The organism is Virgibacillus pantothenticus, from assembly GCF_018075365.1.
GTDB classification, from domain to species: Bacteria; Bacillota; Bacilli; order Bacillales; family Amphibacillaceae; genus Virgibacillus; species Virgibacillus pantothenticus.
In genome coordinates this window covers 2763387-2777894 of record NZ_CP073011.1, presented here as the reverse complement: position 1 = coordinate 2777894, position 14508 = coordinate 2763387, and the positions used below count along the sequence as shown (strand labels likewise).

The 14508-nt window shown below is 38.8% G+C and carries 11 protein-coding genes; 7 read left to right on the top strand and 4 right to left on the bottom strand.

The genetic code is table 11. The annotated features are described in order from the left end of the window. The first annotated feature begins 152 nt into the window (after positions 1-152). The 7 genes from KBP50_RS13080 to KBP50_RS13050 all read left to right on the top strand — a co-directional run bounded on the left by KBP50_RS13080 (position 153) and on the right by KBP50_RS13050 (position 8950). Positions 153-2537 carry a penicillin acylase family protein gene (locus KBP50_RS13080; protein ID WP_050352160.1) on the top strand — a complete coding sequence of 795 codons (2385 nt, stop codon included), beginning with the start codon at positions 153-155 and terminating at the stop codon, positions 2535-2537. Between the two features lie 434 nt (positions 2538-2971). Further along, positions 2972-3763 carry an MIP/aquaporin family protein gene (locus KBP50_RS13075; protein WP_412768167.1) on the top strand — a complete coding sequence of 264 codons (792 nt, stop codon included), beginning with the start codon at positions 2972-2974 and terminating at the stop codon, positions 3761-3763. 10 nt (positions 3764-3773) lie between these two features. After that, complete coding sequence (gene glpK, locus KBP50_RS13070; RefSeq protein WP_050352162.1) at positions 3774-5270, top strand: glycerol kinase GlpK; 1497 nt, start codon at positions 3774-3776, stop codon at positions 5268-5270. Between the two features lie 383 nt (positions 5271-5653). Then, positions 5654-6649 carry a dihydroxyacetone kinase subunit DhaK gene (dhaK, locus tag KBP50_RS13065; RefSeq protein WP_050352163.1) on the top strand — a complete coding sequence of 332 codons (996 nt, stop codon included), beginning with the start codon at positions 5654-5656 and terminating at the stop codon, positions 6647-6649. A gap of 13 nt (positions 6650-6662) precedes the next feature. After that, positions 6663-7289: a dihydroxyacetone kinase subunit DhaL gene (gene dhaL / locus KBP50_RS13060; protein WP_050352164.1), complete on the top strand. Its 627-nt coding sequence runs from the start codon at positions 6663-6665 to the stop codon at positions 7287-7289. After that, complete coding sequence (gene dhaM / locus KBP50_RS13055; protein ID WP_050352165.1) at positions 7286-7666, top strand: dihydroxyacetone kinase phosphoryl donor subunit DhaM; 381 nt, start codon at positions 7286-7288, stop codon at positions 7664-7666. The genes dhaL and dhaM overlap by 4 nt, the downstream gene beginning before the upstream one ends. 339 nt (positions 7667-8005) lie before the next feature. Further along, positions 8006-8950: a threonine ammonia-lyase gene (locus KBP50_RS13050; RefSeq protein WP_050352166.1), complete on the top strand. Its 945-nt coding sequence runs from the start codon at positions 8006-8008 to the stop codon at positions 8948-8950. A gap of 213 nt (positions 8951-9163) precedes the next feature. On the opposite strand, the gene KBP50_RS13045 is transcribed toward KBP50_RS13050, so the two are convergent. From KBP50_RS13045 to KBP50_RS13030, 4 genes are all read right to left on the bottom strand, one after another. Then, positions 9164-10618: a carbon starvation CstA family protein gene (locus tag KBP50_RS13045; RefSeq protein WP_050352167.1), complete on the bottom strand. Its 1455-nt coding sequence runs from the start codon at positions 10616-10618 to the stop codon at positions 9164-9166. A 713-nt stretch (positions 10619-11331) separates the two neighbouring features. Then, positions 11332-12060: a LytR/AlgR family response regulator transcription factor gene (locus KBP50_RS13040; protein WP_050352168.1), complete on the bottom strand. Its 729-nt coding sequence runs from the start codon at positions 12058-12060 to the stop codon at positions 11332-11334. Continuing rightward, entirely contained in the window at positions 12057-13808 is a 1752-nt protein-coding gene (locus KBP50_RS13035) for a sensor histidine kinase (protein ID WP_050352169.1), read from the bottom strand. Before KBP50_RS13035 ends, KBP50_RS13040 begins: the two co-directional genes overlap by 4 nt. 213 nt (positions 13809-14021) lie before the next feature. Beyond that, entirely contained in the window at positions 14022-14471 is a 450-nt protein-coding gene (locus tag KBP50_RS13030; RefSeq protein ID WP_050352170.1) for an Lrp/AsnC family transcriptional regulator, read from the bottom strand. Positions 14472-14508 lie beyond the last annotated feature (37 nt).

Sequence of the window (14508 nt, the reverse complement as noted above, 5' to 3'; positions counted from 1 at the left end):
CCCAACATATATGCGCTTTTTGATAGATGCTTTCATGTGCCAGATAAAGTCGTTATAAATAGCAGGGGAATAAATTTGGTTCCTTAATTTTCGTTTTTTTTGCTAAAATGTACAATATTGAAACGAATTATCAAAGAATTAGGAGGGGGCAAATGGAAGAGAGGATCGATAACAATCCGATAGAGAAGAAGAGAAAATTTTCTAAATCAAAAGTAGCCTTCATTGCTATTGGTATTTTATTGATGGTTCTGATCATCATTATCATAGTTGTAAACGCTTACCTAAATCGTTCTATTGAAAAAACAGAGGGAAGTATAGAGCTACCAATTTTAAAACAAGAGGTACAGGTAATAACTGACGCTAACGGGGTGCCGCAAATAGAGGCGGCAAATGAGCATGATTTATATGCAGCTCAAGGATATGTGCAAGCACAATATCGACTGTTTCAAATGGAAATGTCACGAAGGCAGGCATCTGGTACGTTAAGTGAAGTAGCTGGAGAAGCAGCAATTGATCAGGATAAATACTTTCGAACATTAGGATTGCGCAGAGCAGCTGACGAATCTTATGCTTTATACAGTGACGAAGCAAAACTAGTGTTGGAAGCTTTTGCAAAAGGGGTTAATGCGTACATCGAACAAGCAAAGCAAAGTAACAGTTTGCCGGTTGAATTTAAACTTATGGGCTTTGAACCAGAAGAATGGACACCGTTAGACTCATTAACAATTGGAAAGTACATGGCATTTGATCTAGGTGGTCATTGGGAGCAGCAAGCATTCAATTATTATTTGCTACAGCAATTTGATGAAGAAAAAGCATACGAACTATTTCCATCCTATCCTCGTGACAAGCCAGTTATTATGGAAGAAGAGCATGTTTCTATACAAGACGCATTTTCTAAGGTCATGATTCCACATACATTTAATGGAAGTAACAATTGGGTTGTATCTGGTGATAAAACGGCGTCAGGATTCCCGATGTTAGCAGATGACCCACATTTAGGTTTAGCAACGCCAGCGATTTGGATTCAAATGCAATTGAAAACAGACCAGCAACAGGTAAGTGGTGTTATTTTTGCGGGGGTTCCAGGAATTATATTAGGTCATAACGATCAAGTTGCTTGGGGAGTAACGAACACAGGACCAGATGTACAACAATTATACTTAGAAAAAAGAAAGCCAAACTCTAAAGCGGAGTTTTTATTTGCTGGTAAGTGGGTAGAAGCAACTGTTATTAAAGAACCGATTGCCGTGAAAGATGGAGAAACAATTGATTATGAAGTAGTAGAAACAAGACATGGGCCGGTTATTTCAGAGTTTGCTGAAGATAGTGGTAAGGAAAATGTTTTGTCACTAAGATGGACTGCATTAGAGCCTACGACGGAACTGGAGGCCATATTACAAATTAATAAAGCTACCGATTGGAAATCGTTTGAAAAGGGATTGGAGAAATTCTTGGTCCCTGCGCAAAACTTTGTGTTTGCCTCTAAAGATGGAACGATTGCTTATAAAGCGAATGGGAATATTCCGGTTTATGACAATGAAAAAGATGCCTTACTTCCTTTACCCGGTTGGGAAGTAGAGAGCGTTTGGCAGCGGTATATTCCCTTTGATGAACTTCCCAAGATAATCAATCCAGAAAAAGGGTATATCGCAACGGCGAACAATAAAATAACAACGGATGATTATCCATATCATATTAGTAATGTATGGGCGCAACCATACCGGTATGAGCGCATTGCTGATGTGCTGGAAAACAGTGAAGAGATAACCGTCGAAGATATGCAACAGTTGCAAATGGATAGCTTTAATATGCAAGCGAAAGAATTTGTACCTGCGTTTTTACAGCAATTAAAAGGGGAGGAATTATCAGAGCAAGCTGAGCATGCGCTCGAGCTCCTAAAAGAATGGGAATATGAAGATACTGTTTCAGCAAGCGAGCCATTAATTTTTCACTATTGGTATGAAAAAATGGAGGCGACCATTTATCAAGATATACCAGATTCAATGCTTGATTTATTTAAAGTGAAAGGGCAATCGACAGATGCATTATTGCGAAAAGGGATAAACGGAGAAAATTCTGCCTGGTTAGAGGATTATGGTGGTTTGCAACAAGTTTTAATTACATCATTACATGAAGCACTTGCAGAGTTGGAAGAAAAATACGGCGAAGATATGTCAGAATGGGAATGGGGAGACTATCATCGTGTATACTTTGAACATCCACTTTCAAGTGTTCATCCTGTTCTAAAATATTTTTTCAACAAAGAAGATCCGCTTCCTGTAGATGGAAGCAGTATAACACCAATGGCCGCTAGTTATGAAACGGAGACTGGTGTTGTTGATCACGGTGCTTCTTGGCGGTTTGTTATTGATATGGCAGAAGCAGGTAAAGGGTATCATCTCGTTGCACCAGGACAATCTGGTCATTTTAAAAGTCAATGGTACCATGATCAATTGGATGATTGGGGGAAGGGGGATTATCATGAAACATACTTGGATAGAAAAACAGGAGATCAATTGATACTGCGTCCTTAGATGTGTAAATATTGCCCGGGTAATAAATGGAGATGATTTGGGGAGCAAATAGGGGTGTAAGCACGCGCACATACGAATTTTAAATTCAGTTGGGCAATTTTTGATATGTGTTTTATATAAATTGGATGGAAAATTTACTGTTGACAACGCTTACAGATTCAAGTATGATAAAAACACAAGTTAATTATGTGGCGGAGAGTAGGAGACCCACACTTTTTATTGTATATTTCTAAGGGTAGAGTATATATAAAAAGTGTAGGTCTTTTTTTATGGGGGAAAATGATAACAATTTATTTGCTTCATTTTAACACTTACCATAAATGTTTGCATTCCTTCTAACAGAATACTTGGTTCGACCATAATTAACATAGTCTAGAACAAAGGGGTGTTATATGGTGGCTGAATCCGAATTTTTAGCAGAATTAATTGGTACGATGATCTTGATTATTCTTGGTAGCAGAGTGGTTGGTGGTGTCACTTTGAAATCATCTAAGGCTGAAGGGTCTGGCTGGGTGGTTATTACGATTGCTTGGGGATTGGCAGTTGCATTTGGGGTTTATGCAGTTGGTAATTACTCTCCTGCACATATTAACCCAGCCGTAACGATAGGATTTGCCTCTATTGGCGAATTTCCGTGGTCTAAAGTACCAATGTATGTAACAGCACAAGTAATTGGGGCTATTATTGGTGCAGCTGTCGTTTTTGTAAATTATTTACCGCATTGGCGAAAGACAAAAGACCAAGCTACGAAACTGGGGGTATTTGCTACTGGACCTGCAATTCGCAGTCCGCTTGCGAACCTGCTCAGTGAAATTGTTGGCACATTTGTTCTTGTATTAGGACTTTTGTTTATTGGAGCAAATGAATTTACAGAAGGTTTAAATCCAATTATTGTTGGGGTATTGATTATAGCAATAGGTATGTCATTAGGTGGCGCAACAGGTTATGCTATTAATCCTGCCCGTGATCTAGGACCACGTATTGCCCATGCGTTACTTCCCATTCCAGGCAAAGGATCTTCGGATTGGGGGTATGCTTGGGTTCCAATTATAGGGCCAATTATAGGAGGGATATATGGAGCATTCTTTTATGATGCGTTGTTTATCGGTGAATTTACCATTATTTTCTGGGCATTAAGTATAATTATAGCAATACTTATTATCGGGGCAGTTAGGATGGAGACGAAGGGAGAACGTTCTGCTAAAATAAATAATCATAGTGCATAGGGGGATAAAAATGGAAAATAAATATATATTATCAATTGATCAAGGTACAACAAGTTCTCGGGCTATTATTTTTAATCAACAAGGAGAAATTGTTGAGACAGCACAAAGGGAGTTTGAACAATTCTTCCCTCATCCAGGCTGGGTTGAGCATGATGCAAATGAGATATGGACATCCGTTCTAGCATGTATTGCAGATGTACTGCGAAAAGCAGACTTAGCTGCTAATCAAATTGCCGGGATTGGTATAACGAACCAGCGTGAAACCGCAGTTGTTTGGGATAAAAATACCGGGAAACCAATTTATCGCGCGATTGTTTGGCAATCTCGTCAAACCGAAGATATTTGTAAGGAATTAAGAGAAGCTGGCTACAATGAAATTTTTAGGAAAAAGACAGGTTTGCTACTTGACCCTTATTTTTCTGGCACAAAAGTGAAATGGATTTTAGATAATGTAGAAGGCGCAAGAGAAAAAGCTGAGAATGGAGACTTATTATTTGGAACGATTGATAGCTGGCTCGTTTACAAGTTTTCTGCTGGGACAACGCATATAACAGATTATACCAATGCGTCTCGCACACTCATGTTTAACATTTATGATTTGCAATGGGATGATGAACTACTAGACATATTAACTATTCCAAAAAGTATGTTGCCTGAAGTTAAACAATCTTCGGAGATTTATGCACATACGATATCGTACCATTTCTTTGGAGAAGAAGTTCCAATTGCTGGAATTGCAGGCGATCAGCAAGCTGCACTATTTGGTCAGGCTTGTTTTGAAAAAGGAATGATTAAAAACACTTATGGTACAGGTTGTTTTATGCTAATGCATACCGGCGAAGAGGGTGTTGCTTCAGAGCATGGTTTGTTAACGACGCTAGCTTGTGCAGTAGACGGTAAAATAGAATATGCATTAGAAGGAAGTATTTTTGTTGCTGGTTCTGCCATTCAATGGCTTCGTGATGGTTTGAGGCTTATTGAAGATTCGCCGGAAAGTGAGGTATTTGCAAGAAATGTGGATAGCACAGAAGGCGTATATATGGTTCCGGCTTTCGTAGGCTTGGGTACACCTTATTGGGATAGTCAGGCAAGAGGTGCAGTCTTCGGGCTTACTAGGGGCACAACGAAAAGCCATTTCATCCGCGCAACATTGGAATCTTTAGCATATCAAACGAAAGATGTTATTAATGCGATGATTAATGATTCCCAATTAGAATTGAGAACGTTACGTGTGGATGGTGGTGCAGTTAAAAACGATTTCTTAATGCAATTTCAAAGTGATATTCTTGGGGAAGTGCCAGTGGAACGTCCGGTTATTCAGGAAACAACCGCATTAGGTTCCGCGTATTTGGCAGGTTTGGCGTTAGGATATTGGAAAGATAAAGAAGAAATTGCCCGTCAATGGGAGGTAGAAAAGACATTTAATGGAACCATGGATCAACAGGAGCGAGAAGCTTTATACGCAGGCTGGCAAAAAGCGGTAGAAGCAACAAGGGTATTTAAGTAAGAATGAATGTATAAAAAAGGAGGTCACGATTATCTTAAAGGTAAGAATGGCCTTCTTTTGTTCAGGTTCAAAGTTTTTGCAGTTTTTATTTTTTTAGCTGTAACTTATTAATCCAACATGAACTGGCGGTAAGATCTCTTTCACTTCTATGCTATGAGGTGAAATTTAGGAGGATAAGTAGAGAATTTAATGGCAGTCGAATATCCACTTCTGCTTGAGAGCCCCAGTCATGTCCATGCGATATTAACCATTCATGGGAGGAAGCTCCCTATTCATTAAGGATGGACTGCATGATGACACATGATTGTTGGAAATGAAGGGGGTTGTATACCTTCTATGTTAAATGAGATTCTACTACAATAGAGTTGAGGAGGAATGAAGCAATGAAAAAAATCATTAACGATCCAAATGAAGTTGTACAAGATATGGTGCAAGGATTAGTTGCTGCGTATCCAACCAAATTAAAAGTAGTTCCGGATACACTTGTAATTGCTCGTCAAGATGCTCCTGTTCAAGGTAAAGTAGGTCTAGTCAGTGGTGGAGGAAGCGGACATGAGCCAGCCCATGCTGGATACATTGGCAAAGGTATGTTAGATTGTGCCGTTGCTGGTGAAGTTTTTACTTCTCCAACACCTGATCAAGTATTAGAAGGAATAAAAGCAGCTGATGGAGGAGAGGGTGTCTTCCTCGTAATTAAAAATTATACTGGTGATGTGCTTAATTTTGAAATGGCTGCGGAACTTGCTGAAGCAGAAGGCATTCAAGTCGAAAAAGTTATTGTTAACGATGATGTTGCCGTAGAAGATAGCTCGTTTACCACTGGCAGAAGAGGAATTGCTGGTACTGTCCTGGTTCATAAAATCGCAGGTGCGATGGCAGAAAATGGAGCCTCGCTGCAAGAAGTGAAACGGGTAGCTGAAAAAGTTGTTGCTAACATTCGCTCGATGGGAATGGCTTTAACCTCTGGAACGGTGCCGGCTGCTGGAAAGCCAAGCTTTCAACTAGAAGAAAACGAAATGGAAATTGGCATCGGAATTCATGGGGAACCAGGAATTGAACGTAAACCAATTGCTTCTGCGGATGATATTGCTACAGAGTTAGTGGAGCGAATTATGAACGACATGGAAATACCAAAAGAAAGCGAAGTAGCAGTAATGATAAACGGTTTAGGTGCTACACCTGAAATGGAGCTATTTATTGTAAATCAAAAGGTACAAAGCATATTAAAGGATAGAGGAATTTACGTATTTCAAACGTTTGTAGGAGAATTTATGACATCTTTAGAGATGGCTGGTTGCTCTGTAACATTGTTAAAACTTGATGATGAATTAAAATCACTACTTGGAGCTCCATCCGAAGCACCTGCATTTCGAATTTAGGAGGAATTTAAACATGCGATTAGATGTGAACAAAACAATCCAATGGATGCAACTAACGAATGAGAAGATGCAAGCAAACAAAGATTATTTAACGACTTTGGATCAACCAATTGGGGATGGCGATCATGGAATTAATATGGCTAGAGGATTTCAAGAAGTTGCTTCCAAATTAAATGAGAGCACATATACGAACGTATCCGATGTTTTAAAAGATGTAGCAATGACTTTAATGTCTAAAGTTGGCGGAGCATCAGGACCTTTATTTGGAACTGCCTTCCTCAAATTATCCACCAAGCTGAAAGGTGAAGAGTCTGTAAAACAAGATATATTTGGAACAGCATTAACGGAAGCGGTAAATGGTTTAAAGCAGCGTGGAAAAGCAGAAGAGGGCGAAAAGACAATGGTAGATATGTGGGCCCCCATTGCGCAATTGTTTTTAGAAGATTCCAATGTAACAGCTGATACGTTACTCTCTACGGCTGATTCGGCTTTAACAAAGATTAAAGAAATGACTGCAACCAAAGGACGAGCCGCCTATTTTAAAGACAAAACAGTCGGACATCAAGATCCAGGTGCTGCATCTACTTATCTTATTTTTGAAGCACTAGCAGAAGTATGGAAAGGAGACAGCGAAAGATGAGCTACGTTGGTATTGTGTTAATTTCTCATAGCCATAAAATCGCAGAGGGAACAAAAGAATTAATTCAGCAGGTAATGAAGAATGTCCCCATTGTAGCTGCTGGAGGAACGGATGAAAACGAGATTGGCACAAGCATAGAAAAAATTAATGCAGCGCTGGAGCAAGCGAATAAGGGAAAAGGTGTACTTTTATTTTATGATCTTGGTAGCGCAAAAATGAATGCAGAAATGGCTATCGAAATGGCTGATCGTGAAGATGTCAAATTAGTCGAAGTACCCATTGTAGAAGGATCATATGTTGCCGCAGTAGAGTCAGGTATGGGGAAAAGCATAAATGATGTCTATGAAGCTGTGCGTAGTTCCTTCCCTGAAAAATAGATCCAAACGCAAGCCCGCCCCCTTCGCTAGTGTAAGGGGGCTTTCATTTATCCCGTATAACAAGTTGCTGTAAGACACCGTTTTCAGGAGTAGGATATCTGTACTGTAACAAGAATAAGTAGGGATAACAGCACCTACATGACAATATAAAGTGCCATAGAATCTCCACTTCGAAAGAGCCCGAGTAGATACAAAAGCCTAAGTGGAGGATAATGGCGCCCAAATTCCGGATTCGTTCAAAGGGCTTTTTAGGTCATATCCTTAGGGAACTAACGGTCAGTGGGGGAGAAAGAATACTCACTGACGAAGTTTCACTTTAACAAGAATAGGGGAGATGCAATGATTTCTTTATCTGATGTGAGGGTGGCAAGAGAGAATATTGTTCAAGTGGTAAACACGACTCCAATTCTTCAATCTGCACAATTATCCAACATATGCGGTAATCGCGTTTTTTTGAAGGCGGAGCATCTTCAAAAGACAGGAGCTTTTAAAATTCGCGGGGCAGCAAATAAAGTGAAACAGGTTGTGGAAAAGGGCGCTACCTTTGTAACGGCAGCTTCTTCTGGTAATCATGGGCAAGCTGTTGCCTACATTGCCAACATGCTAGGTATACGTGCAACCATTGTCGTACCAGACGATGTCATTCAAAGTAAACTTGCTGCAATCCAAGCATATCATGGCGGTATCGAAAAGTGTGGACTAACCTCTTCTGAACGGTTACCACGCGCTGAACAATTAGCTTCCGAAGAGGGCGGGGTTGTGGTACCGCCTTATGATGATCCACTTATTATAGCGGGACAAGGAACAATCGGGCTGGAATTACTGGACCAGTTGGACGAAATTGATATCGTTGTTGTGCCAATTGGCGGTGGAGGATTAATTTCTGGTATCTTAACTGCGATAAAAGAAATAAAACCATCCGTCAAGATAATTGGAGTTGAGCCTGAAATAGCTAATGATACATATATGTCATTGCAAAACGGAGCCATCACGAGTATTCCCCCAACAGGGACTATTGCTGATGGTTTAAGAGCAACTCAACCAGGTAGCCTGACGTTTCCAATTGTTCAACACTATGTAGACGATATTGTTCTAGTAAGTGAGGAACAAATAAAGTATGCAATGAGATTTGTGTTAGAAAGAACGAAACAATTAATTGAGCCTTCCAGTGCAGTTACAGTAGCAGCTGCAATCTATGATAAAATCGGTGCCCGCCAAAAAAATATCGTATGCGTCATTTCAGGAGGTAACGTAGATCTTTCACAGCTTGCTAAGTTGGTGTAGCTTTACTAGAAAAAATCGCTAAAAAGAACTCGTATCACCTGTGCAATCGATACGAGTTCAGATTATTTTTTTATATGGTTTTATTATTTCATAGAATAGCATGGTTTGAAGTTAGATGATACAAATAACGATTGTTATCAATACTTTTGTTCTGCCATCAGACGCACTATTTATTTTTTCGTTTTTTGTATCTTTATTTCATTCCATTCCCTGTTAAGCCACTTTAGAGGGGGAAACTGAAATGGTTTCTTCAATCTCCATGTTATTTTTCACATTTTGTCGTGCATATTTGTAGAACAAGGCAATAATACCAATTGTTATCGCTGCGCTTAGTATATAAGTAATGTTCATTGGTATTCTAAATCCAATTGGCGCATTAAGAATATATGCTGTCGTAACATAGGTCATAAAAATACCTGGTAACATTGCCACCCAATAATTCTTTTTAGCAATAAATAAGTACATCGATGCTACCCATAATGCGATAACTGCTAGAGATTGATTGGCCCATGAGAAATATCTCCAAAGCAAAGTGAAATCCATATTAGTTAGAATAACTGAGATAGCGAATAATGGTAAAGCGATGATCAATCGTTTAGAAATTTTCTTTTGCGATACATGAAAGTAATCAGCTATAATCATGCGTGCACTGCGAAATGCTGTGTCCCCAGATGAAAGCGGAAGAAAAATGATGGATAATACAAGGACAGATCCTAAGATAGAACCAAGCATCATTGTACCTACTTCACTTACAATACCTCCTGTCCCGATCGTATTAATTAATTCATTTAGTGTAACCGTCTCGCCAAATAAGCTCATTGCTGCTGCAGCCCATACCATAGCAATTATACCTTCTACAATCATCATGCCATAAAAAACACTTCTTGCTTCTTTTTCATTTTTCGTTGTTCTAGCAATGATTGGCGATTGTGTTGCATGAAAGCCAGATAAAGCACCACAGGATATAACTAAAAATAATAATGGAAAGATAGGCGTTTTTTCCGGATGCAAATTCGTTAATGATACTTCTGGAATAGGTGCTTGGTTGATTACAAGGCTAATTCCTAATGCTAATGTTCCAACAAGTAAAAACGCCCCAAATATAGGAAATAGCTTACCTATCAGTTTGTCTATTGGTAACATAGTAGACAGAATATAGTAGCCAAAAATGATAACAATAAGTGCAGTGAGTGCAATAGTTTCATTTACTAAATCAAAAATCAGACCAGCTGAAGAGCTAACAAAAACGGTTCCTACTAATAATAAAAGAAGTACAGAAAATATATTCACAATGTGTTTCATATATTTACCCAAAAATTTACCGGCGAGCTGCGGAAGATGTGCTCCTCCATTACGAATCGAGATCATCCCTGTTAAGTAGTCGTGAACAGCACCTGCAAATATACATCCTAAGACGATCCAGAGAAAAGCTACAGGACCATATAGTGCTCCCATAATTGGACCAAAAATCGGGCCCACCCCTGCGATACTAATCAACTCAATCATGGCATTTTTATTCCTTTTGAGTGGCAGGTAATCGACGCCATCCTGTTTCGTAATAGCTGGTGTCGGTCGATCTGGTCGTACTCCGAAAACCTTTTCAATAAACTTCCCATATGTGAAATAACCTACAATTAATAGTATAATTCCTCCTAGAAATGTAAACATTTCAAGTCCTCCCTCTTACGGTGAATTCGTTTACATTAATAAATGTAATATGTAAACGCTTGTATAAGGGGTTTTTTTGATAACATGTCTATTTTTTATGCTAACATGTTTATATTTAGACTTAACATGAGAGTAGGGGAAAGAATAAATGAACTTTTTCAATTTTTGCATAAAAAAGTTGCCCTTAGAAGCAGAAAAAGCGCCGGTAGAAGTAGGAGAAGGAGTGCACCGCAGTAGGAGAAGCGCCCGTCACAGTTGGGGACTAGCCCGCCGAAGAAAGCAGATCGTCCGTCGGAGTAGGAGAAGGAGTCCACCACAGTATAAAAGTTGCCCGGGTAATCGGGATGGTCGCCCGGCGGAAGCAGATAGGTGGTCAAGTAATCAAGAAAGTCGCCCGTCACAGTTGGTATGTAGCTCATCGGAGCTCCAAAGAACTCGCCATATAAATCGAGAATTTTGCGCTAAGTGTTATAAGCTAAGCATATATTGCCATACCTGAATAATTGTGAACATCGGCGATATTCACGTGAACTTCAGCAAATTTACATTTAATGTAAAAAATAAGTATGAACAATCCTGCTTTCGGTATCATTTATAAATTAAATTATCGTAAGGAATATTGAATTCCTACTGTAGTTTGTCCTTTCTTTCAAAGGAAGTTAAATAGCCTTCTCCCAAGAGAAGGCTATTGCGTATTGTAATTATAAAAAAATTTAAAGCTCCAACTGTTCGCGTAATTCTTTTACGTAATTTCTACTAACTGGTAAAGGCTCATCTCTTCCAGCTATACGTAAATTATAGGCACCATTAAACCAGGGAGTAAGTTGACTCACGTAATTTAGATTAACTAAATAACTCTTATGAATGCGGAAAAAATGAAAGGCATTTAATCGTTTTTCCAAATCCTTCAATGTTTTTTTGGTATAAAATGTATTAGATTTGGTAACGATTTTTACTTGTTTCTCTACGCTTTGTACGTAGAGGATTTCAGTTGGATCCGCATAAAAGACGCCATCTTCATTTTCAATGCCTAATTTATTAGCAGCTTCCTGCTCTCTTTCTTCCGGACCAACTAACATTTTTTCAATCCTAGAAATCGTTTGCCCTAACTGATTTTCGTCATATGGTTTTAATAAATAATCGACCGCTTCATATCGAAAGGCTTGAACAGCGAATTGAGGATATGCCGTAGCAAATACTAATAAAGGTGGATGCCTCAACTCCATGAGTGAAGCCGCTGTTTCCATCCCGTTCATTCCAGGCATTTCTACATCTAGAAAAACAAGATCAGGTTTCTTTTTCATCGCTTCCATAATACAAGACTCTCCAGAATTTGCTTGACCAACAATTTCTACGTTAGGATAAGTAGCCAATAAGTAGATCAGCTCTTCCCGGTTTAATTTTTCATCATCAACGACTAATACTTTTATTACATGCTTCATGACTCTTCCTCCGTTTGGTGTTCTCTTGCTGGAATTGAGAATTGAACACTCGTCCCTTCATTTATTTTGCTAGCAATAACTAACTGAGCTTGTTCGCCGAACTTCATAGTAAGTCGGCGATTAATATTGTATAGTGCCATCCCTGTTCCAGTGCTGGATGAAACAACTTTTTTGCCAATAAGCTGGATTTGTTCTTCTTGTATTCCCTTGCCGTTATCTGTTACAGCTATTTGGATAGACTGCCCTTCTTTTGAAATGTGTATATGAATATGAGCATCTTCCTTTTTGTCTTTTAACCCGTGTTTCATAGCATTTTCCACAATAGGTTGCAGGATTAATGGAGGAACGGTTTCCTGTAAACAACTTTCATCAATGTGATAGGCGACGTGCAACCGATCGTGGAAACGTGTTTGCTCAATATCCAAATAAGCTTGGACATGCTTTAATTCTTGTTCAATCGTAATTTCCTTCTCGGTCGTTACGGTTAAGTTTTGTCTTAAAAAATGGGAGAGAGATACAAGTAATTGTCTTGCTTTCATTGGATCAATTCGCACAAGCGAGGTAATTGTATTTAATGTATTAAATAGAAAATGTGGTTTAATCTGTGCTTGTAGTGCATTTATTTCTGACTCTCTTGCTAATTGCAAAGCTTCTTCCGCTCGAGCAATTTCCAATTGGTTGCTTAGCAATTTAGCAAGTCCGCTTACCATTTCCTTTACTAAGCGATTAATATCCTCCTTGGAACGATAGTAAAATTTTAACGTACCAATGGTTTTTCCGCGTTGCTTTAAAGGAGCCACAACAACTGCCTTTAAAGGACAATTTTCTTGACTACAATGAATTTGTTGATCGGAGGCAACGATTAGTTTGCCTGATTGAATCGTATCTCTCGTTATTTGTGTTTGAATTTGATTTCCTTGTTTATGGTGGTCATCACCTAAACCAACATGTGCTAGAATTTCCTTATCATTCGTCATTGATACAGCAATAGCATCCATCTCATGATACAATATGTCACAGGCGGCCTGAGCTGTTTTTTCATGAAGTCCTTTTCTTAGGTGAGCTAAAGTCTTATCAGCAACACGTAAAGTTAATTGTGCCTGGCTAGCTCCAACCTTTTCTTCCTCTTTAACGACTACTTGAATAATAAGCATAAATAGTGCTCCACCAAGTCCATTTGCAATAACCATAGGCAGACCAATAACTTCCACTAGCGGGATGTTCTTCTCAAATGGTCTTGATAACAAGAGGATAAGCAACATCTGAATAATTTCTGCGGTTGCTGTAATTGTAAATACTTTAGGTAACGAATGATAGCGTTGTTTTTTGTGAAAATACCCTGAGAAGATACCTGCTATGATCGTAGCAATACCACAGCTAAGTGCAGTATAGCCCCCAAGCATGAAGCGGTGGATACCAGCAATAATTCCTGCTCCAAATCCAATCTTATACCCACCTAGAAGTCCTGCTACTACTACTCCAATTACTCTAAAGTTTGCAATGGCTTCATCTGGTTCAATACCAATGCGCCAACGCTCGATTTCGGAAGTGCCAGTATTAAAAATAAGTCCTGTATACGTACCAATTATTCCAAACAACCCAAAAAATAGCATCGCCTTATATTGTTGGCTTTGGCTTAAGGAGTGTTGAGAAATCATATTGCGAAAAAATTGTAGTCGAGTTAGTAAAAATGCAATCATAACGATAATGCCGAGTCGTTCTAGCATCATGACAAGAAGATCAAACATAAGATAGCCTCTTTCCATCTAAATTAAAGGTTATGTTAGAAAATTCACAAGAAATTAAAACGATGACTAAAGTAATTTAGACAGGGTGAAGGAGCGTATTAGAACAATCTCTCCAAGACGTTGAACGAATGGCAGGGCATTTTGATGGAAAATAAAATGTCTTTTAAGTTGTAACGCTCTCTAGTTATACTAGCTATTAACCCATTGAAGAACCTACAGTTTGAAGCCAGTCCTGCTTTTAAAACGTTTTAAAATAATCGAACTCTCTACACGAGTAATACCACTCACTGAGTATAATTCTTTATTGATAAAAACTTCTAATTTTTGAAAGTCTTCAACGAGAACATGCATATGCAATGTACTGGGACCTGTCATTTGATAAATGCTTGCTACTTGAGGGTTATCTGCTAAGTTTTGCGCAACCTCTTGTAATTGCATAGGCTCTACATCTACTTCAAAAAAAGCCGAAACTTGCTTGCCAAATTTTTCAGAGTTAATCACAACGGAAAACTTCTCAATAACGCCTTGATCTTTTAAATTTTGAATCCTGTCTTTTACCGCTACTCGGGATAACCCAACTTTTTCTGCAAGATCTACGTATGATAACCTTCCATCTTCAGTTAAAGCTGCTAATAATTTTTTGTCAATATGATCCAATTTCATATAAGATACCCCTACTATTTTATTTTGTATCTGTACC

Coding starts and splice junctions, on each gene's coding strand:
- KBP50_RS13080 (WP_050352160.1), top strand. CDS start 153: ATGGAAGAGAGGATCGATAACAATCCGATAGAGAAGAAGAGAAAATTT.
- KBP50_RS13075 (WP_412768167.1), top strand. CDS start 2,972: ATGATCTTGATTATTCTTGGTAGCAGAGTGGTTGGTGGTGTCACTTTG.
- glpK (WP_050352162.1), top strand. CDS start 3,774: ATGGAAAATAAATATATATTATCAATTGATCAAGGTACAACAAGTTCT.
- dhaK (WP_050352163.1), top strand. CDS start 5,654: ATGAAAAAAATCATTAACGATCCAAATGAAGTTGTACAAGATATGGTG.
- dhaL (WP_050352164.1), top strand. CDS start 6,663: ATGCGATTAGATGTGAACAAAACAATCCAATGGATGCAACTAACGAAT.
- dhaM (WP_050352165.1), top strand. CDS start 7,286: ATGAGCTACGTTGGTATTGTGTTAATTTCTCATAGCCATAAAATCGCA.
- KBP50_RS13050 (WP_050352166.1), top strand. CDS start 8,006: ATGATTTCTTTATCTGATGTGAGGGTGGCAAGAGAGAATATTGTTCAA.
- KBP50_RS13045 (WP_050352167.1), bottom strand. CDS start 10,618: ATGTTTACATTTCTAGGAGGAATTATACTATTAATTGTAGGTTATTTC.
- KBP50_RS13040 (WP_050352168.1), bottom strand. CDS start 12,060: ATGAAGCATGTAATAAAAGTATTAGTCGTTGATGATGAAAAATTAAAC.
- KBP50_RS13035 (WP_050352169.1), bottom strand. CDS start 13,808: ATGTTTGATCTTCTTGTCATGATGCTAGAACGACTCGGCATTATCGTT.
- KBP50_RS13030 (WP_050352170.1), bottom strand. CDS start 14,471: ATGAAATTGGATCATATTGACAAAAAATTATTAGCAGCTTTAACTGAA.